At 38.2% G+C, this 24852-nt stretch carries 22 protein-coding genes, 1 tRNA gene and 1 riboswitch; of the genes, 11 read left to right on the forward strand and 12 right to left on the reverse strand.

Going from position 1 to position 24852, the window contains the following annotated elements:
• Nucleotides 1-2: 2 nt before the first annotated feature.
• The 3 genes from tssE to tssB are packed head-to-tail and all read right to left on the reverse strand — an operon-like array spanning nt 3 to nt 2468.
• Nucleotides 3-443 (reverse strand): type VI secretion system baseplate subunit TssE, encoded by a 441-nt coding sequence (gene tssE / locus INP94_RS09230; RefSeq protein ID WP_197543429.1) that lies wholly within the window; start codon nt 441-443, stop codon nt 3-5.
• 8 nt (nt 444-451) lie between these two features.
• Nucleotides 452-1933, reverse strand: coding sequence for a type VI secretion system contractile sheath large subunit (gene tssC, locus INP94_RS09235; RefSeq protein ID WP_197543430.1), 1482 nt, complete (start codon nt 1931-1933; stop codon nt 452-454).
• 34 nt (nt 1934-1967) lie between these two features.
• Entirely contained in the window at nt 1968-2468 is a 501-nt protein-coding gene (gene tssB / locus INP94_RS09240; protein WP_197543431.1) for a type VI secretion system contractile sheath small subunit, read from the reverse strand.
• Nucleotides 2469-2695: 227 nt separating this feature from the next.
• On the opposite strand from tssB, the gene INP94_RS09245 reads away from it, so the two are divergent.
• The gene (locus INP94_RS09245; RefSeq protein ID WP_197543432.1) at nt 2696-3214 is read left to right on the forward strand and encodes an Hcp family type VI secretion system effector; all 519 of its coding nucleotides are present in this window, start codon (nt 2696-2698) and stop codon (nt 3212-3214) included.
• Nucleotides 3215-3504: 290 nt separating this feature from the next.
• On the opposite strand, the gene uvrB is transcribed toward INP94_RS09245, so the two are convergent.
• Nucleotides 3505-5541, reverse strand: coding sequence for an excinuclease ABC subunit UvrB (gene uvrB, locus INP94_RS09250; protein WP_197543433.1), 2037 nt, complete (start codon nt 5539-5541; stop codon nt 3505-3507).
• Nucleotides 5542-5941: 400 nt separating this feature from the next.
• On the opposite strand from uvrB, the gene INP94_RS09255 reads away from it, so the two are divergent.
• Nucleotides 5942-6017: transfer RNA gene (locus tag INP94_RS09255), tRNA-Asn, on the forward strand.
• 132 nt (nt 6018-6149) lie between these two features.
• Here INP94_RS09255 and INP94_RS09260 read toward each other — a convergent pair.
• Together INP94_RS09260 and xthA are read right to left on the reverse strand one after the other, a co-directional pair.
• Nucleotides 6150-6923 carry a TIGR01619 family protein gene (locus tag INP94_RS09260; RefSeq protein ID WP_049373387.1) on the reverse strand — a complete coding sequence of 258 codons (774 nt, stop codon included), beginning with the start codon at nt 6921-6923 and terminating at the stop codon, nt 6150-6152.
• Nucleotides 6924-6932: 9 nt separating this feature from the next.
• On the reverse strand, nt 6933-7736 hold the full coding sequence (gene xthA, locus INP94_RS09265; protein WP_049365824.1) for an exodeoxyribonuclease III: 804 nt from the start codon (nt 7734-7736) through the stop codon (nt 6933-6935).
• A gap of 232 nt (nt 7737-7968) precedes the next feature.
• Between xthA and INP94_RS09270 the strand changes: the two genes are divergently transcribed.
• Nucleotides 7969-9279, forward strand: coding sequence for a cation:proton antiporter (locus INP94_RS09270; RefSeq protein ID WP_070712647.1), 1311 nt, complete (start codon nt 7969-7971; stop codon nt 9277-9279).
• Between the two features lie 10 nt (nt 9280-9289).
• Here the strand turns inward: INP94_RS09270 and INP94_RS09275 are convergent, their stop codons facing one another.
• Nucleotides 9290-9967: a TIGR01621 family pseudouridine synthase gene (locus tag INP94_RS09275; protein ID WP_197543434.1), complete on the reverse strand. Its 678-nt coding sequence runs from the start codon at nt 9965-9967 to the stop codon at nt 9290-9292.
• Nucleotides 9968-9985: 18 nt separating this feature from the next.
• Here INP94_RS09275 and cls point away from each other — a divergent pair, with 18 nt between their 5' ends.
• Nucleotides 9986-11446, forward strand: a complete 1461-nt coding sequence (gene cls / locus INP94_RS09280; RefSeq protein ID WP_197543435.1) for a cardiolipin synthase — start codon at nt 9986-9988, stop codon at nt 11444-11446.
• 63 nt (nt 11447-11509) lie between these two features.
• Here the strand turns inward: cls and INP94_RS09285 are convergent, their stop codons facing one another.
• Nucleotides 11510-13030 (reverse strand): Na+/H+ antiporter NhaC family protein, encoded by a 1521-nt coding sequence (locus INP94_RS09285; protein ID WP_197543436.1) that lies wholly within the window; start codon nt 13028-13030, stop codon nt 11510-11512.
• Between the two features lie 59 nt (nt 13031-13089).
• A riboswitch (Lysine riboswitch) is annotated at nt 13090-13267 on the reverse strand.
• Between the two features lie 298 nt (nt 13268-13565).
• Between INP94_RS09285 and INP94_RS09290 the strand changes: the two genes are divergently transcribed.
• The 3 genes from INP94_RS09290 (at nt 13566) to aroA (ending at nt 16176) form a co-directional block, all read left to right on the forward strand.
• Nucleotides 13566-13970 carry an H-NS family histone-like protein gene (locus INP94_RS09290; RefSeq protein ID WP_049365820.1) on the forward strand — a complete coding sequence of 135 codons (405 nt, stop codon included), beginning with the start codon at nt 13566-13568 and terminating at the stop codon, nt 13968-13970.
• 71 nt (nt 13971-14041) lie between these two features.
• Nucleotides 14042-14878 (forward strand): formyltetrahydrofolate deformylase, encoded by an 837-nt coding sequence (gene purU, locus INP94_RS09295; protein WP_197543437.1) that lies wholly within the window; start codon nt 14042-14044, stop codon nt 14876-14878.
• Nucleotides 14878-16176, forward strand: coding sequence for a 3-phosphoshikimate 1-carboxyvinyltransferase (gene aroA, locus INP94_RS09300; protein ID WP_197543438.1), 1299 nt, complete (start codon nt 14878-14880; stop codon nt 16174-16176). Before purU ends, aroA begins: the two co-directional genes overlap by 1 nt.
• Before the next feature lie 84 nt (nt 16177-16260).
• Here the strand turns inward: aroA and INP94_RS09305 are convergent, their stop codons facing one another.
• Both INP94_RS09305 and folE read right to left on the reverse strand, forming a co-directional pair.
• The gene (locus tag INP94_RS09305) at nt 16261-17433 is read right to left on the reverse strand and encodes a multidrug effflux MFS transporter (protein WP_197543439.1); all 1173 of its coding nucleotides are present in this window, start codon (nt 17431-17433) and stop codon (nt 16261-16263) included.
• A gap of 110 nt (nt 17434-17543) precedes the next feature.
• Nucleotides 17544-18200 (reverse strand): GTP cyclohydrolase I FolE, encoded by a 657-nt coding sequence (gene folE / locus INP94_RS09310; protein ID WP_197543440.1) that lies wholly within the window; start codon nt 18198-18200, stop codon nt 17544-17546.
• Nucleotides 18201-18355: 155 nt separating this feature from the next.
• Here folE and moeA point away from each other — a divergent pair, with 155 nt between their 5' ends.
• The 4 genes from moeA (at nt 18356) to yedF (ending at nt 22400) form a co-directional block, all read left to right on the forward strand.
• A complete protein-coding gene (gene moeA, locus INP94_RS09315; RefSeq protein ID WP_197543441.1) occupies nt 18356-19573 on the forward strand; it encodes a molybdopterin molybdotransferase MoeA in 1218 nt (405 codons plus the stop codon).
• Complete coding sequence (moeB, locus tag INP94_RS09320; protein ID WP_197543442.1) at nt 19573-20295, forward strand: molybdopterin-synthase adenylyltransferase MoeB; 723 nt, start codon at nt 19573-19575, stop codon at nt 20293-20295. Before moeA ends, moeB begins: the two co-directional genes overlap by 1 nt.
• Before the next feature lie 569 nt (nt 20296-20864).
• Nucleotides 20865-22088: a selenium metabolism membrane protein YedE/FdhT gene (yedE, locus tag INP94_RS09325; RefSeq protein ID WP_197544296.1), complete on the forward strand. Its 1224-nt coding sequence runs from the start codon at nt 20865-20867 to the stop codon at nt 22086-22088.
• 42 nt (nt 22089-22130) lie between these two features.
• Nucleotides 22131-22400: a sulfurtransferase-like selenium metabolism protein YedF gene (gene yedF / locus INP94_RS09330; RefSeq protein WP_005696304.1), complete on the forward strand. Its 270-nt coding sequence runs from the start codon at nt 22131-22133 to the stop codon at nt 22398-22400.
• Nucleotides 22401-22503: 103 nt separating this feature from the next.
• On the opposite strand, the gene INP94_RS09335 is transcribed toward yedF, so the two are convergent.
• A complete protein-coding gene (locus INP94_RS09335) occupies nt 22504-23343 on the reverse strand; it encodes a hypothetical protein (RefSeq protein WP_197543443.1) in 840 nt (279 codons plus the stop codon).
• Nucleotides 23344-23462: 119 nt separating this feature from the next.
• Nucleotides 23463-24842, reverse strand: coding sequence for a Re/Si-specific NAD(P)(+) transhydrogenase subunit beta (gene pntB / locus INP94_RS09340; RefSeq protein WP_197543444.1), 1380 nt, complete (start codon nt 24840-24842; stop codon nt 23463-23465).
• Nucleotides 24843-24852: the final 10 nt, after the last annotated feature.

A 24852-nucleotide genomic window follows, 5' to 3' on the forward strand; every position in this document is an offset into this window, starting at 1 on the left:
AACTACAAATCAGCCAAATCTAGATAATAATGTCGATCATTATCTAAGTGCAAATTAAACACTATAGGATGTCCAATATATTCAATAGACAAAATTGCTTTAATTCGAAAACGTAAACGTAAAGGTTCATCTTCATTAATCATTGGTTGAACATCTACATTTACAATTCTTGGTTCAAAATCAAGAATACATCTTTCTATAATTGATTTTACCCTTATAGATATATCTACTGTATCAATTGTCGCATCATTTAAATCAGCGATACCCAACTCAGGAGCACTCTGAGATGCTCCTGGATGAGTATTTAATATACATAAAAGATTATATTTAATTGATTGAACTAGCTCTTTCAAAGAGGAGTGTTTATACGAAACTCCATTTCCCTGAATCCGTTCAAATAGACTAGCAGCGCCATCTCTATCCCAGTTTAATAATGCTGCCATATTTTAATTTACTCCTTGTCTAAACGACCGACAAGTGATAATTCAAAATTAGAACCCATATATTTAAAATGAGGTCTAACTTTAATTGAAGATAAGAACCAACCTGGATCACCTTCTACATCAGAAACAGTAATCGAAGCACTACGGAAAGGTCTACGACTACGAACATCTGCAGGAGGATTTTCTTGATCAGCTACATACTGTTTCAACCAGGTGTTTAATTCTTTCTCTAAATCACCACGCTCTTTCCAAGAACCAATTTGTTCTCTTTGTAAAGTCTTTATATAATGTGCAATTCGAGTAATCATAAACGTGTAAGGTAACTGAGTACCTAATTTATAATTAGTTTCAGCAATTTTGCCCTCTTTCGTATTAGGAAATACTTTAGGTTTTTGAACTGAATTAGCGGAAAAGAATGCAGCATTATCACTACCTTTTCTCATTGTTAAAGCAATAAATCCTTCTTCAGCCAACTCAAATTCTCGACGGTCAGTAATTAGCACCTCTGTAGGAATTTTTGCGACTGTTTGTCCCATAGATTCATATAAATGCACAGGTAAATCATATACAGCCCCACCACTTTGAGGTCCAATAATATTAGCGCACCAACGATATTTAGCAAAACTATCTGTTAAACAAGAAGCGAGTAAAAATGCACTATTCCCCCATAAGTAATGCGAGTGCTTTTCGCTTACATTTTCTTCATAACCAAAACTCTTAACTGGGTTATCCATAACAGAATATGGTAATCGAACCAAGAAACGTGAAGCAGTTAAACCTAAACAACGAGAATCTTCTGATTCACGTAAAGCTCTCCATTTTGTGTAAACAGGGCTTTCAAATACTGATTTAAGGTCTTTAATTGCTGGTAGTTCAGTATAATCAGATATTCCAAAGAATTGTGGAGCAACAGAGGAGAGGAAAGGCGCATGAGACATTGCTCCAACAGCACTAACATACTGAAGTAATTTCATGTCTGGCGCTCTAGATGTGAATTCATAATTACCAATCACGGCCCCTATTGGCTCACCACCAAATTGACCATATCCTGATGAATAAACATGCTTATAGAAACCAGATTGAACAATTTCAGGTGCAAACTCAAAATCATCAAGTAATTCATCTTTAGTTGCATGCAAAATATTAATTTTAATGTTTTCACGGAAATCTGTTTTATCTACAAGTAATTTCAACGATCTCCAAGAGGATTCTAATTGTTGAAATTCACTATTATGTAAAATCTCATCTACTTGAATACTTAATTTTCTATCAATCTCAGCAATCATTCTATCAATTAATAGTTTATTAATTGGTTCTTCTTGACTATCTGTTGATAATATATTTGAGATAAATGCAGCAACACCTTGCTTTGCTACATCATACCCTTCACTATCGGAGGCTATACGCGTATGAGACATAATTTCATCTAACAAAGATGATTGCTCTTGAGAAGATGATTCTGTAATTACTTGTTCTACTGTTTTTGTCATGATTTATTCCTTTTTTCTCTAGTAAGTATATCTATTATTTTTTAGGACTTACTAAATTAAGCTCTTCTAATAGCTTCTCTCTTGATTCATCATTTTCTAATAATTCAGTCAATCGTGCTCGGAATGCTGGAACATTACCAAGAGGGCCTTTAACCGCCGTTAGTGCCTCTCTAAGCTCTAAAAGTTTTTTTAATTCCGGAACTTTATTAACAATACTATCGGGAGAAAAATCATTAAGAGAACCAAACGATAAATCAACATTTAATTCATCATTATCTTTACCTGACAATTTATTTGGAACATTAATATTTAACTTAATATCCATTTCGCCCATAACTGAGGAGAAATTATTTTTATTAATAGAGACCATTGAACGCTCTTCTATTGAAGAATCATCAGCTCTTCCTTTCATATCACCAACAACAAGCAAATTTAATGGAAGTTCAACCTCTGCGGTCTGTCCTTCTGTTGCAGGAACATATTTAATATTAATTCGCTCTTTAGGTGCAACTGAGCCATCTTTAGTCTTAGACATAATTAAACCTACCTTAAAATTTCTAGTAAAGACAAACATATTGTCTATCTTAAGTTAACATAAATTTCTTTATCTTAAAATAAAAAAATTATTGTTTTTTCTGCCAAATTACTAGATACTTGTAGAAGGAGATTTGATTGAATCTAGAATTACTTGGATTCTTAGGAAGATGTCAATTAGATCTTCTTAACGAAAAATTATCACAGAAGAAACAACAGAGGACTATTATGCCAACTCCATGTTATGTATCTATTACAGGTAAAACTCAAGGCAATATTACAGCTGGCGCATTTACTGCTGATTCAGTCGGTAATATTTATGTTCAAGGTCATGAAGATCAAATGTTAGTTCAGGAAGTTAAGCATATTGTTAAAGTTCCTACCGATCCTCAATCAGGCCAACCATCCGGTCAACGTGCTCACCAACCACTAAAATTAACTGTTGCCCTCAATAAAGCTGTTCCATTACTTTATAATGCGCTAGCATCTGGTGAAATGCTTCCTAAAGTTGAGTTAAAATGGTACCGTACTTCTGTTGAAGGTAAACAAGAACATTACTTTACAACAACATTAGAAGATGCAACTATTGTGTCTATTGACTTAGTGATGCCACATTGCCAGGACCCAGATAAAAGAGAATTCACTCAGTTATTAGAGCTTTCTCTTGCTTATCGTAAAATTAATTGGGAACACGGCATTGCGGGCACATCAGGTTCTGATGACTGGAGATCTCCAATCGAAGCATAGTTATCGTTATATTTCCAATAAAGAATATTAGCTAACTATAGTAAAAAAGAAGAGTTGATTTTATTGATAGTAAAATCAACTCTTTTTTCTAACCATTAATATCTATTAATATTAAATCTTCCTTAAATAAGAGAAAATTTATCTTAATATTTAATCATGAAAATTAACAATTATTTGATTTTATTAATTTTTAATTAGTAAAATTACTAAAATTTCTATACTTTTACTATATTAAGTATAATTACGGCTACTTATCCATCTTAAACGCCATAAAAATACATAGAGCAGCATTATTCTGATACCATAAACTGCTCTCTTAATTGATGAAGCTGATCGCGTACTGCGGCCGCTTTTTCAAATTCGAGATCTTGAGCAAATTTATACATTTGTTGTTCCAATTTCTTAATTTGTTGTTGGAATTCTTTAGCTGATTTAGGCGCATTATAAAGTGCGGTCGGTTCAGCCGCCGTTTTTCCACGTTGTTTCGATTTGGCTTTTTGATTTGCACCTTGACCAATATCTAATAACTCACCCACTTTCTTATTCAATGCCTGTGGAACAATGCCCTTTTCTTCATTGTATTTCATTTGTTTTGCACGGCGGCGATTCGTTTCGGTAATGGCTTTTTCCATAGATTTAGTGATGCTATCAGCATACAAAATCGCTTTACCATTCAAGTTTCTAGCTGCACGACCGATGGTTTGAATTAAGGAACGCTCAGAACGCAAGAAACCTTCTTTATCGGCATCTAAAATCGCCACAAGAGAAACTTCTGGAATATCCAAGCCCTCACGTAACAAGTTGATACCAACCAATACATCAAATTCACCTAAACGTAAATCACGAATAATCTCTACACGCTCAACCGTATCAATATCTGAATGCAGATAACGTACACGAATGCCGTGTTCGTCTAAATAATCCGTTAAATCTTCTGCCATTTTCTTCGTTAGCGTCGTCACTAAAACACGCTCATTTTTATCCGCTCTTTGACGCGCTTCGGAGAGCAAATCATCCACTTGAATGGACACTGGACGAATTTCAATTTGCGGATCAAGTAAGCCTGTTGGACGCACAACCTGATCAACTATTTCACTGCCTGATTTTTCTAACTCATAAGGGCCAGGTGTTGCAGAAACGTAAATCGTCTGCGGCGCTAAACGTTCAAACTCTTCAAAGCGTAATGGACGATTATCCAATGCAGAAGGCAAACGGAAACCATATTCTACCAAAGTTTCTTTACGTGAGCGGTCTCCACGATACATACCACCAATTTGCGGCACAGTCACGTGTGATTCATCAATAATCAAAATCGCATCAGACGGCATATAATCAAATAATGTCGGAGGCGGTTCGCCCTCATTTCGGCCTGAAAGATATCGTGAATAGTTTTCGATTCCCGAGCAATAGCCGAGCTCATTCATCATCTCAATGTCAAATTGCGTGCGTTGGGTAATACGCTGCTCTTCCAGTAATTTATGTTCCTTGATGAAATATTCACGGCGTTGTACAAGTTCCGCTTTGATTTTTTCAATAGCATCTAAAATACGCTCTCTTGGCGTCACATAGTGGGTTTTCGGATACACCGTAAAACGCGGAACAGCGCCAAAACTTGTTCCAGTTAAAGGATCAAATAAGCTTAGGCGTTCAATTTCATCATCAAATAATTCAATTCGTACCGCTCGATCGTCAGATTCAGCAGGGAAAATATCAATCACTTCACCGCGCACACGGAATGTACCACGCTGAAAGGCTTGATCGTTTCTTGTATATTGTAATTCTGCTAACTTCGCTAAAATCTGACGCTGATCGATAATGGCACCTTGCTGTAAATGCAACATCATCTGCAGATAGCTATCTGGGTCGCCCAAACCATAAATCGCTGATACAGACGCTACTACAATAGTATCTCGACGTTCTAAGAACGATTTCGTGGCAGAAAGACGCATCTGTTCAATTTGATCATTAATTGAAGCATCTTTCTCAATAAACGTATCACTACTCGGCACATAAGCTTCTGGCTGATAGTAATCATAGTATGAGACGAAATATTCCACCGCATTTTCTGGAAAAAACGCTTTCATTTCTGCATAAAGCTGAGCGGCAAGCGTTTTATTTGGGGCAAGCAACATTGCTGGACGGTTTAACGTTGCTATAACATTCGCAATAGTAAAGGTTTTACCCGATCCCGTTACCCCGAGAAGGGTTTGATGCGCCAAACCATCCTCTAAATTTTCGATTAATTTTTCGATTGCTTGGGGTTGATCACCGGAAGGTTTAAAATCGGAATGAAGGATAAAAGGCTTAGTATTAATTTTCTCTGCCATAAGTGCGGTCAATTTTTTTACTGTTTTAGAAGTGTGATTATTTTAACACATTTATTACTCCAAATTGAGCGATAAAAATCCAAGTTTTACACATACTTAGGCGTGTCAAGTCATAAACACTTCAAAATTGAAAAATATTTTATTTTTTTTGCTGGACTTTATATAACATATTGATATTTAAACAAATATAAACGAATGGCTAATAGATGAACAATTTGAGACAAAGCCAGTCTGCACCAGTGGTTGACCATTTTAAACAAAAACAATCCACAAAGTTATCCACAGGCTTTGTGGATAGCAAAAACGGTAAATTTTTTTATGATTTTTTTCATTTTGAGTATTGACAAGCGACAGGTCGCTCATTAAAATGCGCGCCTATTCTTTGTGATACCAAATTTATTCCTCCTTAGTTCAGTCGGTAGAACGGTGGACTGTTAATCCATATGTCGCAGGTTCGAGTCCCGCAGGAGGAGCCAATTTTCTCTTTTGGTTTAGCTTTCGTTTGTCTCCTTTTACGAATCCTAAATTTGTAGCCAAAAGAATTTAAGCCCATCGTGTTGATGGGCTTTATTTTTATCTAATCTATACTGATTGAATAGATTATCAGGCTAATTTAATGATGAACGATCATCCATTAAGTTATCGCATTCCCAGCCAATATAGTCGCCTGAAAACTCCATAGCTAATTTTTCAAAGCGCTCTACCCACTCAAAGATCTCATTACTGTCTAATGAAAGCTCTTGCTCCAATTTCACCATGAAATAAGGCGGTTCATCTTCTTCCGTCTGGATGGCTTGGCTTGAATATTTCAACGTACTAAAAGACACTTTTCCAAGCGTTAGTTCATCCATAAAGGGAAACATTTTTTCTTCTTCATCAAAATGGAAAGTATGCTCAATCAAATAAGTATCACTTAAATTACGCCCTTTGCTGTTCAGCATGCTCAAAATCTCTTCCGTCGCATTTAATTTCATTTCTAATGGAGAAGCCAATAAGAAATCGAAATAGGTATCCCAATTGGGATCATCCTGCACATTGATTTCTGAGACAAAATCGAGTTGTTGAAGGGTTTCTTTAAGCAAAGCATCATGTTCACAATAAAAATGCATTTTTGCCTGATGGTTGCAAATAAAGTGCCCAGCAAAGAAAACATTTGGAAGTGCGGTCAATTGTGCAAGGATTTTAAAAAGACGATTAATCAATTTTTCATATTCGTCTTCATTCGGTAAACCATCCTCATCTCCCTGATAAGGTACGGTAAATTGCACAACCTTACTGAGATGTTTACCATGATAAACATCTAAATCTTCAATATTTGCGGTAAACACGGCAGGCATACCATTCACTTGTGAACGGTAATTCTGCCAATTTGCCATATCCATGCTGCTTTCCTATTTAAACTCTGCCCAGATTGGTGCGTGATCTGACGGTTTTTCCATCGCACGAATATCCAATGCAATGCCGACGTCCACGCAACGCTCTGCTAATTGATGATTCACTAAAATATGATCGATACGTAATCCACGGTTATCATCGAAACCTTTTGAGCGATAATCAAACCACGAGAACTTGTCATTGACTGTTGGATTTAATTTGCGGAACGTATCTTCCAATCCATAATCGTATAAGCGTTGATACCATTCACGCTCTTCGGGTAAGAATGAACATTTACCAGTACGCAACCAACGTTTGCGATTTTCATCGCCGATACCAATATCCAAATCACTTGGACTGATATTCATATCGCCCATAATTAAAACCGGATTGGCTTTATCGTGATCTTGTTCTAAATAACGTTGAAGATCCGCATAAAATTTTTCTTTTGCCGGAAACTTCGTTTCATGAGCACGGCTTTCCCCTTGTGGGAAATAGCCATTAATTACCGTTAACAAACCAAACGGGGTTTCTAAATCTGCCATAATAATGCGTTTTTGCGCATCTTCATTATCGGTTGGAAAACCACGACGTACCGCTTTTGGTTCTTGTTTAGTTAATAGGGCTACACCATAGTGGCCTTTTTGCCCGTGATGAAAAACGTGATAACCCAGATTTTCAGTAATCGCATAAGGAAAGTCCTCATCCGCCACTTTGATTTCTTGTAAACCAATCACATCCGGTTGGTATTTTTCAATAATTGCTTCAAGTTGATGAGGACGGGCACGTAACCCATTAATATTAAAAGAGATAAATTTCATTTTTGTTCCTAATGTGAAAAATTGGATCTATTATACAAAATAATTGAAATCTTAACCGCACTTTTCCTCTGTAATGGAAGAAGTTACGCCTATTAATGTGATTACGCTTCAGTTGCAATCAAATGAATTTTACCCTTCGTTCTCATTAAAATTTTTCCTAAAAACGCACTTTATAAATAAAACTAACTTGCTTATACTGGCGGCGCTTTTATTACTTTACTCGGATCATTTTATGAATATTTATACTTACTTGTGTTTTCTCACCACAATAGCCATTCTTATCAGTTTTATCACGCGTAAACTGAACGATAATATCCAATATACCATTGCCATCACTGCCACCTCCATGGCAGGCTCACTTTTCCTAGTGTTATTGGGATATTTCGGCTGGTTTAATTTGGATGACATTGCAACACGCGTCATCGAACGCATTGATTTTAAAGATTTCTTATTGAACGGGATTTTAGGCTTTTTGCTCTTTGCCGGCGCCTTGGGCATTAAACTTCCAGTCTTAAACAATCAAAAATGGGAAATTACCACTTTCGCTCTGTTCTCAACGCTTGCCTCCACCTTTTTTATTGGTTTTCTACTTTATGGCGTAGCTTTACTTTTCGGTTGGCATATTGATTTAATTTACTGCATCTTATTTGGTGCACTCATATCGCCTGATGACCCGATTGCCGTACTTGCCATTATCAAAAACTTAAAAGCACCAAAACGCTTATCTATGCAAGTGGAAGGCGAATCACTTTTTAATGATGGAATTGGCTTGGTAATTTTTACTACGGTTTTTGCTGTCGCATTTGGCGGGCATGAACCGACAGCAAGCGGTATTCTCCATTTATTTTTTAAAGAAGCTTTAGGTGGGATTGCATTTGGATTGGTTTTAGGTCTCTTCGCCCATTATCTGATTTCAGCCACCGATGATGGTTCGTTAGAAATTCTTTTGACCTTAATCGTACCTACTGCGGGCTTTATGCTTGCTAATCTCTTACATGTCTCAGGTGCATTAGCAATGGTTGTCGCGGGGATTTTAATTGGTAACTGGACAAGATACACAGGCTTTTCTCAACAAAGCCAACGCTATTTAGATCACTTTTGGGAAATGATCGATCACTTCCTTAACTCCTTACTCTTCATCTTGATCGGTTTAGCGATTTTATTGATTCATGTGTCTTGGCAAGGGTTAATCTTAATTTTCCTTGCTATTCCAGTGTGCTTAATCTGTCGCTATGCAAGTGTTTGGCTACCATTCCAAGTCATGAAACGCTACCGTAAATACAACCCTTACACCATGAAAGTTCTCACTTGGGGCGCATTACGAGGCGGATTAGCGCTCGCTATGGCGCTTTCTATTCCAAGTGGTCAATTTTATATTGAAGGATTAGAAATGGATGTTCGCGATCTTATTTTAGGTATGACGTATGCGGTAGTGGCCTTCTCAATTCTCGTTCAAGGCATGACAATTGAAACCTTAATTCGTAAATCAAAAGAAGCAACCATGCGTGAACGTGGCTATACAGGTATCGGATTAGCGAAATAATCAATCACGTTTATATCTTTGGCTCAGCATTTGCTGAGCCAAATTTTTGAATCTGAGATTGAACAGCATCACGATGCCACAACTCTCCTTCTTTCGGAGGGGTAAACACATCAAATGCCTGACCTTTAAATTCAAATTGCAATCTTGCGGCATGTAAATAAGTGCGGTCAATTTTTTCAGTGTTTTTACCATAAAGCGCATCGCCTAAAATGGGGCTACCTAAGCTTTTCATCGCTACACGCAATTGATGAGTTTTGCCCGTTTGCGGCTTTAAAAAAAATAATCGTAAATTAGGCTCACAACTTACACTTTCAAAACGCGTAATCGCGGGATTTTCTTTCGATTGGCAGAGTTTCCAGGCTCCGTTTCTGGTCTTTTGCATATCCCCGACAATCAATCCTTGCTTCTTTTTTGGCTTTTGATTGCTGAGTGCAAGATAAGTCTTTTGGATATGATGTTCAGAAAAAAGTCGGAAAAATTCAGCCGCAGTTTCAGCATTCAATGCCAAAATGAGTAAACCAGATGTCACTTTATCTAACCGATGTACAAGCCAGACTTGTGGCACGCCAAACTGCTCAGCAAGCAAAGTGGTTAAACCAATTTCACTTTGATCTTTATGCACACTTAGCCCACAAGGCTTGTAAATAATGATAAAATCATCAGTCTGATAAATAATGTCTAGTTTCATAAGTGCGGTCAAAAATTAATGAATTTTGAACATATTATACTGGTTTATGTTATTCCCGTGTTAATTTGGATGGCGGTTATTTCTATCACCTTGCGTTTACTCGTCAAAAAACAAGCGGTCTCCGCTACGCTGTCATGGCTGATGATTATTTATCTCGTGCCGCTGATTGGCGTCATTGCCTATTTGATTTTTGGTGAAGTTAAACTCGGTACTCGCCGAGCCAAAGCCTTTCAATTATTAAAACCTAAATATACGCAATGGCTTCAGCAACTTTCAGAACAAAAAGATCTGGTCATGCATTCCCAAGATCCTCGTTATCATGCCTTATTTAAATTAGTCCACCAACGCTTAGGTATTCCAAACATTCGAGGTAATGAATTACATATTCTTGATACACCAGAAAGCATCATTCGAAGTATCATTCGTGATATTCAACAAGCGCGTCATTCCATTAATATGGTGTTTTATATTTGGAGTAATGATGGATTAATTGATGAGGTGAGACAAGCCTTAGAAGAAGCCGTACAATGTGGGGTTAAAGTTTGCCTTTTACTCGATTCCGTTGGCAGTCATGCTTTTTTGAGAAGCCCGATTTGTAAAGAAATGCGAGCGAAAGGCATTGAAATTACTGAGGCGCTTCATGTAAATTTATTCCGGATGTTCTTCAGCCGAATTGATTTACGCCAACATCGTAAAATCATCATCATTGATAATCAAATTGCCTATACAGGCAGTATGAATATGGTGGACCCAAATTTCTTCAAACAAGATAGCAACGTAGGCAATTGGATCGACGTAATGGTGAGAATCAACGGCCCTGTTTCACCAATTTTAAACAGCTTACATGCTTGGGATTGGGAAATTGAAACGACAGAAGAATTACCCCTGTTATTACCAAATTGTCCCTTTGTTGAAATTGACGATAATGACACCCATTCTGTACAAGTTATTGCGAGTGGCCCCGCATTTCCGGATGATTTAATTGCGCAATCTCTTGCAACGGTTATTTATGCGGCAAGAGAAAGCATTGTGATCACATCACCTTACTTTGTGCCAAGTCACAATATTGCTGAAGCATTACGTATTGCCGCATTCCGTGGCGTTGATATCACGATCATTTTACCTAAAAACAATGATTCCTTGATGGTTCGTTGGGCGAGTCGAACGTTCTTTGATGATTTGCTCGAAGCAGGTGTCAAAATTTATGATTTTGAAGCAGGACTTCTACATACTAAAAGTGTGTTAATCGATAACAAGCTTGCACTCGTTGGTACGGTAAATATGGATTTACGAAGTTTTCTGCTTAACTTTGAAATCACCGTTGCCGTAGAAGATCGTAATTTTGCCAATGAAGTGGCCACACTCCATGAAAATTATTTAGCAAATTCTTCCGCACTCGATATGCAAGAATGGATAAATCGTCCTTTCTATCATCGAATCATCGAGCGGTTATTTTTCTTGTTTAGTCCATTGCTCTAAATTTCACAATAAATACAAAAAGGGCGTACTACACAGTACGCCCTTTCTTTTTCACGTTTATAATCAACGTTTTTTCACGATAAACACTAAAGCCACTAAAACAACTGCTGTTGTTACAAATCCAGCTAAACCTGATTCTGTAAAGCCTACCACAATGTAGCCTACCGCACTTGCTGTCGCAACAGTTGCTGCATAAGGTAATTGTGTGGTGACGTGATCCATGTGGTTACATTTTGCCCCAGTTGATGACAGAATCGTTGTATCCGAAACCGGTGAACAGTGGTCGCCACATACCGCGCCAGCCATAACTGCAGACAGACAAGGAAGTAATAACTCTGGAGCAGAGTTGGTCGCCATTGCTGCAGCGATTGGTAACATAATACCAAATGTCCCCCAGCTTGTCCCCGTTGAGAATGCCATTGCTGAACCAAGGATAAATAAAATTACAGGTAAAAATTGAACTGGAATACTGCCACTCACTAAAGAGGATAAGTATTTACCGGTTTGTGCATCCCCAACCACTTTATTGATTGTCCACGCAAAGAACAGAATAGCAATTGCACCTAACATCGATTTAATGCCAGCAATCCATGCTTTTCCATATTCAGGCAAAGAAACTTGACGCTCAAGAATAATCAATAATGTTGACATCGCAACCGCACTTGAACCACCTACAACAAGCGAAATACCTACGGTTGTATTTTCAAACGCACCTAAGAGGCTAAATGGTTTTCCATCTGCTGCTAAGGCTTCACTCCCCGTATGAATCATCATAGACACAGTCACAACAATCAAAATGACAATCGGAAAAATCAAATTACGAACTTTTCCTTTTACTCCTTCAATTATTTCTTCTTCGTAGCCACTTTCCATTACTAATTTTTCATGATTTGCCATTGAGGCAATATCAAATGAAAAATAGGCAACAAAGAATACCATCAATAATGAGAAGATCGCATAGTAGTTCATTGAACTCATGGCTACGAATGCCCCCATTGGAGTATAAGACGTAATAGAATACGTCGCCAATAAACCAGCTACGAGAGTAATAATATATGCCCCCCAGCTTGATACTGGCATCATGACACACATTGGTGCAGCAGTAGAATCAAGAATGTACGCTAATTTTGCGCGAGAAACTTTAAAACGATCGGTGACCGGACGAGCAATCGCACCTACTGCAAGACTGTGGAAGTAATCATCGATAAATGTCACAAACACTAAAGATGCTGCTAATAATTTTGCACCACGACGGTCTTTAATTTTGCTTTGCGCCCATTCAGCAAAAGCGCGATTACTACCAGAAACGGTTAAAAGCGAAGTTAATACCCCTAGTAATACTAAGAAAAACACAATATTCATATTTGAATTCATGCCTTCTTCGCTACTATAAACTAATGCAACAACATTATCTTTTAAATAAACAAGCGCATTCAATGGGTTGAAATCAACCAACATTAATGCACCGACAATAATCCCTGCACTGAGAGACACCAAAACCCGACGAGTTGCAATCGCTAAAATAATCGCAAGTAATGCGGGTATAATTGAATAAATAGATGAAGAATAATCGACTAGTTCCATTAAGTTATTCCTAATAATTTAATGGAGACAACGGCAAGAACAGACACAGTATGATCATACCTAACCGTAGCACTCCATAGTTAGTATACAAAAACTATGACAGTCACGTTCCTTTCGAAGACGTGACCAACCGAATAAGATGACGCCTATTCGATTTCGGCAATCATTCCTTTCCTTTCCCTTCAACGCTATCCACTCCAGGAAAATACTTATAATGACCGCACCTCTACTGTTGTATAGGATGAGAAAAGATTACATTAAAATGGATAAAATTACCAATAAAATCTTACACTTTCCCTAAAATCTGTTCTTTAATTTGAAATCACTTATTGAATTGTTAATTTATTGTTATACGGTTTTACGAGCAAACGATTGCAATAATATAGGAAATATGCACTCCATAATATGGAGTATGATGAGATCAGACCAATTAATTCTTTAATTTAGGCGAATTAATATTTACCAAATATATTATTTTCGTTATTATTGTTTTCCCTAAAATATAAGCATTCACACACATAAAAAAGAGGACATCATGAACGAATTAACAAAAGGTTTAACGAACCTTCGTAGTTTACGCGCTGCTGTACGAGATTTAACATTAGAGCAAGCCGAAAGCTCACTTTTAAAATTACAAGCTGCTGTTGAAGAAAAACGTGCTCAAGCAGCTGAAATTGAACAAGCGGAACAAGAGCGTCGCGCACGTATTGCAAAATATAAAGAATTAATTAAACAAGAAGGCATCACGGCAGAAGAATTAACGGCAATTATTGGTATTGCACCTTCTTCAATTCGTAAAAAACGTGAACCTCGCCCTGCAAAATACAAATATACTGATGAAACGGGTCAAGAAAGAACATGGACTGGTCAAGGCCGCACACCTCGTGTGATTCAAAAGGCCTTAGATAAAGGTGCCTCTTTAGCTTCTTTTGAAATCTAATTCTATTATCGATTATGTAGAACCCATTTTTATGGGTTCTCTTTTTTTATTTATCTTGCAAAATATTCATTATGTTAGAAAAGAAAATATTACTGACCGACTGTCCGGATGATAAAGGTTTAATCGCCAAAATCACCAACATTTGTTACAAACATCAATTAAATATCCTTCACAATAATGAGTTCGTTGATTTCGAAACAAAGCATTTCTTTATGCGCACCGAATTGGAAGGCATTTTTAATGAAGAAACTTTGTTAGCTGACTTAAATTATAGTTTGCCGGCAGGGACAAATTGCCGCCTAATCAGTGCAAAACGTAAACGTATCGTGATTTTAGTGACTAAAGAAGCGCACTGCTTAGGTGATATCTTAATGAAAAATTACTACGGTGCATTAGATGTAGAAATTGCGGCTGTCATTGGGAATCACGATAATTTACGCGAATTGGTTAAACGCTTTGATATTCCATTCCATTGTGTCAGTCATGAAGGGCTCACTCGTGTGGAACACGATAAATTACTGGCTGAAAAAATTGATGAATATGCACCTGATTACATTGTTTTAGCAAAGTACATGCGTGTATTGAATCCAGAATTCGTGGCGCGTTATCCAAATCGTGTGATTAATATTCACCATTCATTCTTACCGGCATTTATTGGTGCCAAACCCTATCAACAAGCCTATGAACGTGGCGTAAAAATTATTGGTGCAACGGCTCACTTCATTAACAATGAATTAGATCAAGGTCCGATCATCATGCAAAACGTGATTAACGTAGACCACACTTATTCTGCAGATGCCATGATGCGTGCGGGGCGTGATGTGGAAAAAACCGTATTAAGCCGTGCACTTGATCTTGCCTTACATGATCGTATTTTTGTGTATAAAAACAAAACGGTGGTCTTGTAATGAAAGCAATCACCTTAGAGCCGATTTCTCATATTGAAGGTGAAATCAACTTACCGGGTTCGAAAAGCTTATCGAACCGAGCATTATTATTAGCAGCATTGGCTAAAGGTACCACAACGGTCACTAACCTGTTAGACAGTGATGATATTCGTCATATGTTAAACGCCCTTAAAGCGTTAGGTGTGAATTACCAACTTTCTGAAGATAAAACTTGCTGCGAAGTTGAAGGCTTAGGTGGTGCATTTCAGGTTGAAAATGGCTTATCACTTTTTCTTGGCAATGCTGGTACGGCCATGCGCCCTTTGACGGCTGCACTTTGTTTAAAAGGCAAAACTGAAGGCGAAGTCATTTTGACTGGTGAGCCACGTATGAAAGAGCGTCCAATCAAACATTTGGTGGATGCGCTTCTTCAAGCGGGTGCCAATGTTCGTTATTTAGAAAATGACGGTTACCCACCGCTTGCGATTCGCAATCAAGGGATTAAAGGTGGCGTAGTAAAAATTGACGGTTCAATTTCTTCTCAATTTTTGACCGCACTTTTAATGGCTGCTCCGCTTGCTGAGGGCGATTTAGATATCCATATTGTGGGTGATTTAGTCTCAAAACCTTATATTGATATCACCCTCGCGATGATGAAAGATTTTGGTGTTTCGGTTGAAAACCACAACTATCAAGTGTTTAAGGTGAAAGGTAATCAATCCTATGTGTCACCTGGTAAATACATGGTGGAAGGTGATGCTTCATCTGCCTCTTATTTCCTTGCCGCCGCCGCGATTAAAGGCAATGTAAAAGTGACAGGAATTGGTAAACATTCCATTCAAGGCGACCGTCTATTTGCCGATGTACTCGAAAAAATGGGCGCCAAAATCACTTGGGGTGATGATTTTATTCAAGCGGAACAAGCTGAGCTTCACGGTGTTAATATGGATATGAACCACATTCCTGATGCAGCCATGACAATAGCAACAACCGCCTTATTTGCTAAGGGGGAAACCGTTATTCGCAATATTTATAACTGGCGAGTAAAAGAAACCGATCGCCTTGCCGCTATGGCTGCAGAGTTACGAAAAGTTGGTGCAAATGTTGAAGAAGGCGAAGATTTTATTCGTATTCAACCGCTTGCGATCTCCCAATTTAAGCATGCTGAAATTGAGACCTATAACGATCACCGTATGGCAATGTGCTTTGCGTTGATTGCATTATCAGATACACCTGTCACGATTTTAGATCCCAAATGTACGGCTAAAACGTTCCCAACATTCTTCGATGAATTTGAGAAATTAAGTGTTCGAAGCTAAAACTGAAATAACAAAAGGCGAACAAATGGATGTTCGCCTTTTTCTTTTTTAAAAAATCGTCAAAACTGACCGCACTTTTCACTACTATGCTGAAGTTGGGATTTTATGACGAATCGACCAATAGATAGCAAGCCCCAAAACTCCACAAGCTAAAATCACTAAAGCGGTTGAATAAAAAATATTGCCGATACCCACTAGTGGAGAGACTACACCGCCTAAGAAGAAGGGGGCAAAACCTAATAATGCAGAAGCACTACCTGCATATTGACGTTCACTTTCCATCGCTAAAGTAGAAATCGCAGGGAAAGTAATACCCATTAATAACAACATGGCAAAGAAACCAATTTCTACAAACAACCAGTACGGCTGAATAATTAATACCGCAATGGTATAAAGTGCAACAACTACGAAGCCCAGCACTCCAATTGCTAAAGCTTTACCATTTGACATTTTACCGCCTACATTTGAACCAATGACTAACGCAGCACCATTCGCCCCAAAACATAAACTAAAGATAAATGCGCTTAATCCATAGAAACTTTGTAAAATAAATGGTGAAGCAGCAATATAAGCAAACATCGCACCAAGTAAAAAACTTTCAATACCAACATAACTCATAAATAAACGGTTTTTGATAATCACACCAAAGGTTGAGAATGTGGCAAATATTGAACCTTGTAAGCGATTTTCGACGCTTAAGCTTTCTTTCAAACGGAAGCAAAAAAATAAAACAACCACACCAATCAAAGCCAGGAAAACAAATACCCCTTTCCAGCTAATGTATTCCAATAATAAACTACCAAGAATTGGCGAAATAATTGGCGCGATCCCGTTAATTGTCATTAATAAACCAAAGAAACGTGTCATTTCACGCCCACGATAAAGATCCGTTGCGATAGCTCGAGAAATAACCACACTTCCTGCCGAAGAAAGTCCTTGAATCACACGTAAAACAATCATCGTTTCAATATTTGGTGAAAACACAATTAAAACCGTGCTGATAATATAAATGACTAATGAAATAATAAGCGGTTTTTTTCGACCAAATTTATCACTGAGCGGACCAAGAAGTAATTGCCCTACCGCTAAACCAATCATGGCTGTAGTGAGCGTAAGTTGTGTCATTGAGGCACTTGTTTCAAAAAAGCTCGCAAGTTGTGGCAATGAAGGTAAATAAAGATCTACCACAAATGGGCCAAAGGCTGAAAGGACACCGAGTAATAATACAAGAAACAATTTTGAATTGGCTTTTGTCATAAAAATCCTCAATAAAAATCAAAATAGAAATAAAAAAATGAAAGGGGCTAATTTTACTTATATTCGCACAATAAATAAACAAAAAAGCACCGAATTCTCAGTGCTTTTTGTTATTTCTGAATGGAAGATAAAAATTCCTTTCGAGTTTCGCGATCTTCTAAAAAGACCCCACCATAGGCTGATGTCACGGTATAACTATGAGTATCTTTTACCCCACGCGCTTTCACACAGAAATGTGTCGCTTTCACATAAACGGCCACATCATCCGTTTCTAAAATGGTTTGAAATGCAGTTAAAAGCTGTTCGGTTAAACGCTCTTGTACTTGTGGACGTTGCGCAAAAAACGCCACAATGCGATTGATTTTAGACAAGCCAATCACCCAATCTTTTGGATAATATGCCACAGCAACATTGCCATCAATTGTCACAAAATGATGCTCACAAGTACTGGTTAAGGTGATGTCATTCACTTGCACCATTTCGCTCACTTTCATTTGGTTTTTGATTTTTGTCATTTTCGGGAAATTGGCATAATCCATTCCACTGAAAATTTCATCAATAAACATTTTGGCTAAGCGATTTGGTGTTTCTTCTAGGCTATCATCACGTAGATCTAACCCAATCAATTTCATCACTTCACGCATATGCGAAGCAATCGCCTCACGGCGCTCATCTTTACATTTAGTCGGATCAATCATTGGTGTTTCGATGCCTTTGGCTAACAAGGCTCGGCGAACATTTTCCGCATCAGGTGAAATCGCGTTCATTCACTTTCCATTTATAAAAAAATAATGCGGCATTTTAGCAAAAGATAAATTATTCGTAAAATGCGAAAAATCACCCTAATTTATTAATTTCCTTCATATTGTATTTCGGGCTACAATATATCCACTTTTATTCTGATTAACCCAAAGGATTAATTATGTTGCCACTTGAAGATGCCTTGGCGCAAATGCTCCACCAACTTCCCTTCCCAACAAAAACTGAAACGCTAGCTTTAACTGAAGCGGCGGATCGTGTCTGTGCGGAAGATGTGATTTCTCCGATTAATGTGCCTTCTTTTGATAACTCAGCGATGGATGGCTATGCGGTTCGTTTAGCCGATTTACAGCAATCCATGACACTTTCTGTCGCAGGAAAATCTTTTGCGGGTAATCCATTTCAAGGGGAATGGGTAGCACAAAGTGCGGTCAGAATTATGACGGGTGCGATGATTCCTGAAGGTGCCGATGCGGTGGTCATGCAAGAAGAGGTCAACGTTAATGAAGATGGTTCTGTTACCTTTTCTGCCTTGCCTAAAGCCAATCAGAATATTCGCCGTATTGGTGAAGATGTGAAAAAAGGTGATGTGGTATTACATCAAGGCGATGAGTTAAATGCCGTTTCTTTACCTTTACTCGCGTCATTAGGTATTGCTGAAGTCAAAGCTTACCCTCGCTTAAAAGTGGCCGTGCTTTCAACCGGTGATGAATTAGTGCCTGTCGGCCAACCGTTACAAGCGGGACAAATTTACGATACCAACCGTTTCACCGTGAAATTAATGCTAGAAAAATTAAATTGTGACGTGCTTGATTTCGGTATTCTGCCAGATAACCAAGCAGAATTTGAAGCGGCTTTTGTGAAAGCACAAGCTCAAGCAGATCTGGTTATCACAAGTGGCGGCGTTTCGGTCGGTGAAGCAGACTTCACGAAAACTGTGTTAGAAAAAGTGGGTCAAGTGAATTTCTGGAAAATTGCGATGAAACCCGGCAAACCATTTGCATTTGGTAAATTAGAAAATGCTTGGTTCTGCGGTTTACCCGGCAATCCGGTCTCTGCATTAGTGACATTCTATCAATTGGTTCAACCGGCTATCGCTAAATTAAGCGGTAAAAAACACCCGAAAAAACAACCGCACTTTCAAGCGATTGCCCAAACTAATTTGAAAAAAGCGCCTGGCCGTTTAGATTTCCAACGTGGTTTCTATCAAATTAATGAAAATGGTCAACTTGAAGTGCACCCAGTGGGTTTCCAAGGTTCGCATTTATTCAGCTCTTTTGTGAAAAGTAACTGTTTTATTCGCCTCGAAAAAGATCGTGGCAATATCGCTGCGGGTGAAATCGTCACCATTGAACCGTTTAATCACCTATTGGGGCAATAATGGCTGAATTAAGCTACGAAGAAGAACTGCGTTATAACCGCCAAATCATCTTAAAAGCGGTTGATTTTGACGGACAAGAAAAACTCAAAGACAGCCGCATGTTAATTGTCGGTCTGGGCGGTTTAGGTTGTGCGGCAAGTCAATATCTTGCAGCTGCTGGCGTGGGTCATTTAACCTTGTTAGATTTCGACACCGTATCGCTTTCCAATTTACAACGTCAGGTGTTACATACTGATAGCCGATTAAATATGCCTAAAGTGGAATCGGCAAAAATTGCGTTACAACAGATTAATCCTCATGTCGAAATTGAAACCATCAATGCACAACTTTCCGAAGAAAAACTCGCGGAAATCATACCGCACTTTGATGTGATATTAGATTGTACCGATAACGTAGATATCCGTAATGCACTCGACCGTGGTTGTGAGAAAGCGAAGATCCCGCTAGTTTCTGGTGCTGCAATCCGTTTAGAAGGACAAGTATCCGTCTTTACTTATGAACCCAATACCCCAACCTATCGCCAGCTTAGCCAGCTCTTTGGGCAAAATGTTTTAAGTTGTGTAGAGGCGGGCGTACTAGCTCCAATTGTGGGTGTTGTTGGCTCCATTCAAGCCTTAGAGGCTATCAAAGTGCGGTTAAAAATCGGTTTAAATTTATGTGGACGCTTGTTGTTGATCGATGGATTAACCATGCGTATCCGAGAAATGAAATTGACTGTTTAACTTTTCTCTTAACATTTGGGCTGGCAGAAAGTTTATCTAGACGAATCATTATGATGACTTACCATTGAAACAACCTATGGGTAATATTATCTTTGAATGTTTTTTCCGTTTATTTTTTGAAGGATTATTTGAATTTCTATTTAATAAATATCCCAAATTAAGTTGGGGATTATGGTGTGCATTTTCCCTACTATTTGGTTTCTATTTCTTTGCTTTCCTTAATATGGACAAATCTGCTTGGGTAATTTGTTTATTAGCTATTCTAGCTGGTGGACTAACAATGCTTATTACCCTAGTCTTCGTTTTTTTAATTGAAAAATTGATATTGAGGAAAAAATAAGGGCGATAGATTGACTTTATTCTCTCATCTTAAAATTCAAAATTACCCACAAATAATTATCCATCCCCTCGTGCATTACCCAAAAACAAATGCTATTATCTTGTTCGACAATTCATTTGTCTATATCGCAAGTTTTGTGTATAGGAAAATGGTAGACACTTCAAAAATCTCTTCATTTTATACCGCACTTGCAAATCATCATTTCATCATTTTAAGGATTAACTCTCTCATGAAAGAGGTTTTGCAACAATTTAAACAAAATTATCTGATTAAATACTGGAATCCTGTCGCGGCAGTTATTGCTGCGGGGCTTATTTCAGCTTATTACTTTGGGGTAACTGGCACTTATTGGGCGGTTACGGGGGAATTTACCCGTTGGGGCGGTCATGCTTTGCAAGCGCTAGGTGTCGATGTGTCCGACTGGAGCTACTATAAAATTATCGGCATGCAAGGCACGATTTTTACTCGTATTGATGGCGTGATGATTTTAGGTATGTTCGCGGGATGTATTTCGGCTGCACTTTGGGCAAACAACGTAAAATGGCGTAATCAACCGCACAAACGTCGTATTGTTCAAGCCCTCATTGGTGGTGCATTAGCCGGTTTCGGTGCACGTTTAGCAATGGGCTGTAACCTCGCTTCTCTCTTCACCGGTATTCCACAATTTTCGGTTCACGCTTGGTTCTTCACTATTGCCACTGCTGTAGGTACTTACGCAGGCGTAAAAGTCACCTTACTTCCGATATTCCGTGTGAAATTAGAATTGAAAAAAGGCGCAGCAAAATTACAAGAAACGGATCCGAAACAAGCAAATCGTCGTTTTTGGATTGGTATGGTCGTCTTTTTTGCTTACCTGATTGCTTCACTTTATGTGATGACAAACTCCGTCAAACTGGGTTTTGCGATGCTTTGTGGGTTAGCTTTCGGCTTATTAATTGAACGTGCTCAAATCTGCTTTACTTCCGCTTTCCGTGATTTATGGGTAACCGGTCGTGCTTATATGGCAAAAGCCATAATCTTCGGTATTATCGTGGGTACGCTTGGCGTATTCAGCTACATTCAATTAGGCGTACCAGCTAAAATCATGTGGGCAGGTCCAAATGCAATTATCGGTGGTTTATTATTTGGCTTCGGTATTGTATTAGCCGGCGGATGTGAAACCGGTTGGATGTACCGTTCAATGGAAGGTCAAGTTCACTTTATGTGGGTAGGCGTGGGTAATGTTGTTGGTTCAACCTATTTAGCCTACGCATGGGACGATCTTGCCCCTGTACTTGCATTAGATTACGAAAAACTTAACTTATTGAAATCCTTTGGCCCAGTTGGCGGTTTATTAGTGAATTACGGCTTGCTTATTCTCTGCTTAATCGCTGTTGTTTGGTGGGAACGCCACTTCTTGAAAAAAGCCAAAGCAAAAATTGCGGCAGCGAATCCACAAACTTGTGGTTGCTAATTAAATATTAACGAATTCATTCAAAAAAAAGAGGACATTATTATGGCATTTACCGTTGTTCAAAAATTAGATAAAGATCCAAAAGATATCACCCCAGATTACACGTTAGATACGCTAGGTGAACCTTGCCCGTATCCAGCAATCGTGATGCTCGAAACCATGCCACAATTACAAAAAGGCGAAATTTTAGAGCTCTTAAGTGACTGTGCCCAATCTATCAACAACATTCCTGTTGATACTAAAAACCACGGTTACACACTATTAAGCGTAGAACAAGATGGCACCAAATTACGCTATTTGATTCAACGTTAATGTAAAAAAGTGCGGTCAATTTTGACCGCACTTTTATATTTTTTAGCAAGACACATCGGATAAAAAACAACCCCATTTTTACTGTCAGCGCTTACATTGAATCCTATTCATAATACTCATATTGATAAGTCTTTTTGGTCTTCCATACACCATCTTTGTTATAGATTATCTCTTCAATAACATTGCCATGTTTATCAAATTGATATGATACAGTGACCCAGTTGATGCGTTTTCCAACACTAAAAATTTCACTTTTTAATAAGCGATGATTTTTATCAAAATAATTTTTCACACTATTGATAAAAATGTTTAAAGATTCGGTAAATGAACCATCATTTTCGTAATGATAAGTATCGCAATCTCTTTCTACATTATCTTCAATTCGACATATTTTACTCAGTTTACCATTCTCATAGTCGTATTTTTTTATCTCTGATGTTGTTTTATTCTCTACATCATACTCTTGAGTTTTGAGCAAAATACCCGCTTTATCATAAAAATGCTCTTTATATGATGATGAAAAATCCGGTGTGTCCTTATATTCTACAAACTGCATGACACCACTACCATCTGGATTATCTACATAACGATAAAATGCACTAAATGTTTTCAGCTCAGGATTGGTTTCAGTTAAATTGTCATCTTGGATTTCTAATAATCGATTCTGATCATCATACTTATAGTAACGAATTGTGATCTTTTCTTTATCAAAAAGAACGCCCTGTTCCTTTTCTTTTATTAAAAAACCTTGTTCATTATAAAAGGCATCCAGATAACTTACACTCCCATTATCTGGTAAGGCTGAATTACCTTCTTCCTTGGATTTAATTGATTTCACTTTTCCTTGTAAGTGATGCTTTGCCCAATCATTCTCAATTGGAAATAGTGCGAAGGCAGAAGTTGAAAAAGAAAAAAGGAATAGAAAAAAGATGTGCTTATTCATGAAAATCTCTTAAAAAAATTAAATACTGAATGATTCTAAATAATTACGAGAAAAATTCAATAAACAAAAAACCGCACTTTAATCTCTCAAAGTGCGGTCAGTTTTACTTCAGTTTTTTGCTATTTGTTTAATGCAGTAAGAATGTCATCAACACGTTCTTTTGCATCACCAAAGAGCATTTGAGTGTTTTCTTTGAAGAATAATGGGTTTTGAACGCCTGCATATCCCACCGCCATCGAGCGTTTAAATACGATAACGTTTTGTGCTTTCCATACTTCTAACACTGGCATACCGGCGATTGGGCTGTTTGGATCTTCCATTGCAGCTGGGTTTACGGTGTCGTTTGCACCGATAACCAATACCACATCGGTATCTGCGAAATCATCATTGATTTCATCCATTTCAAGCACGATGTCATAAGGCACTTTCGCTTCCGCTAAAAGTACGTTCATATGACCCGGTAAACGACCTGCAACAGGGTGAATACCAAAACGCACGTTAATGCCACGCTCACGCAATTTCGCCGTAATTTCAGCTACAGGATATTGCGCCTGTGCTACCGCCATACCGTATCCTGGTGTGATGATTACAGAGCTTGCATTTTTAAGTAATTCAGCCACTTCTTCTGCGGTTGTTTCACGGTGTTCACCTTGCTCTTCATCAGAAGATACTTGAACATCATTACCAAAACCACCTGCGATAACGCTGATAAATGAGCGGTTCATCGCTTTACACATAATGTAAGAAAGAATCGCACCAGAAGAACCCACTAATGCACCAGTAACGATAAGCAAGTCATTGCTTAACATGAAACCCGCTGCAGCTGCTGCCCAACCAGAATAAGAGTTAAGCATTGAAACCACAACCGGCATATCCGCACCACCGATAGATGCCACTAAGTGCCAGCCGAATGCAAGTGCAATTGCTGTCATGAGTAACACTGGGAAGATATTATCTGGGTTGTTTAAGAATGCCACCATCAAGAAAGCAGAAATCACTAATGCCGCTAAATTTAATTTATGGCGATGTGGCAACATTAATGCTTTTGAATTGATTTTACCGCTTAATTTACCGAATGCGACGATAGAACCTGTGAATGTTACCGCACCGATGAAGATCCCTAAGAATACTTCAACGTTATGGATATTCATTAATACAGGATCAGTTTCGTGTGTTAAGCCGTAGCTGTTAAAGCCTACGAGCACTGCTGCTAAACCTACAAAGCTATGAAGGATCGCAACGAGTTCAGGCATTTCAGTCATTTCAACTTTTAATGCACGTTGAACACCAATCACGCCACCGATGATCATCGCAATGATAATCCATAATGTACCTTCTGATTGCGGGCCGAAAATGGTTGCAACAAGGGCAATTGTCATACCGACAATACCATACCAACAACCGGCTTTTGCCGTTTCATGTTTAGAAAGACCGGCTAAGCTCATAATGAAAAGTAATGCAGCGATAATATAGGCTGCTTGTACTAAACCTTCAGACATCGTCTTCTCC

The organism is Haemophilus parainfluenzae (assembly GCF_014931395.1).
Taxonomy (GTDB): Bacteria; Pseudomonadota; Gammaproteobacteria; order Enterobacterales; family Pasteurellaceae; genus Haemophilus_D.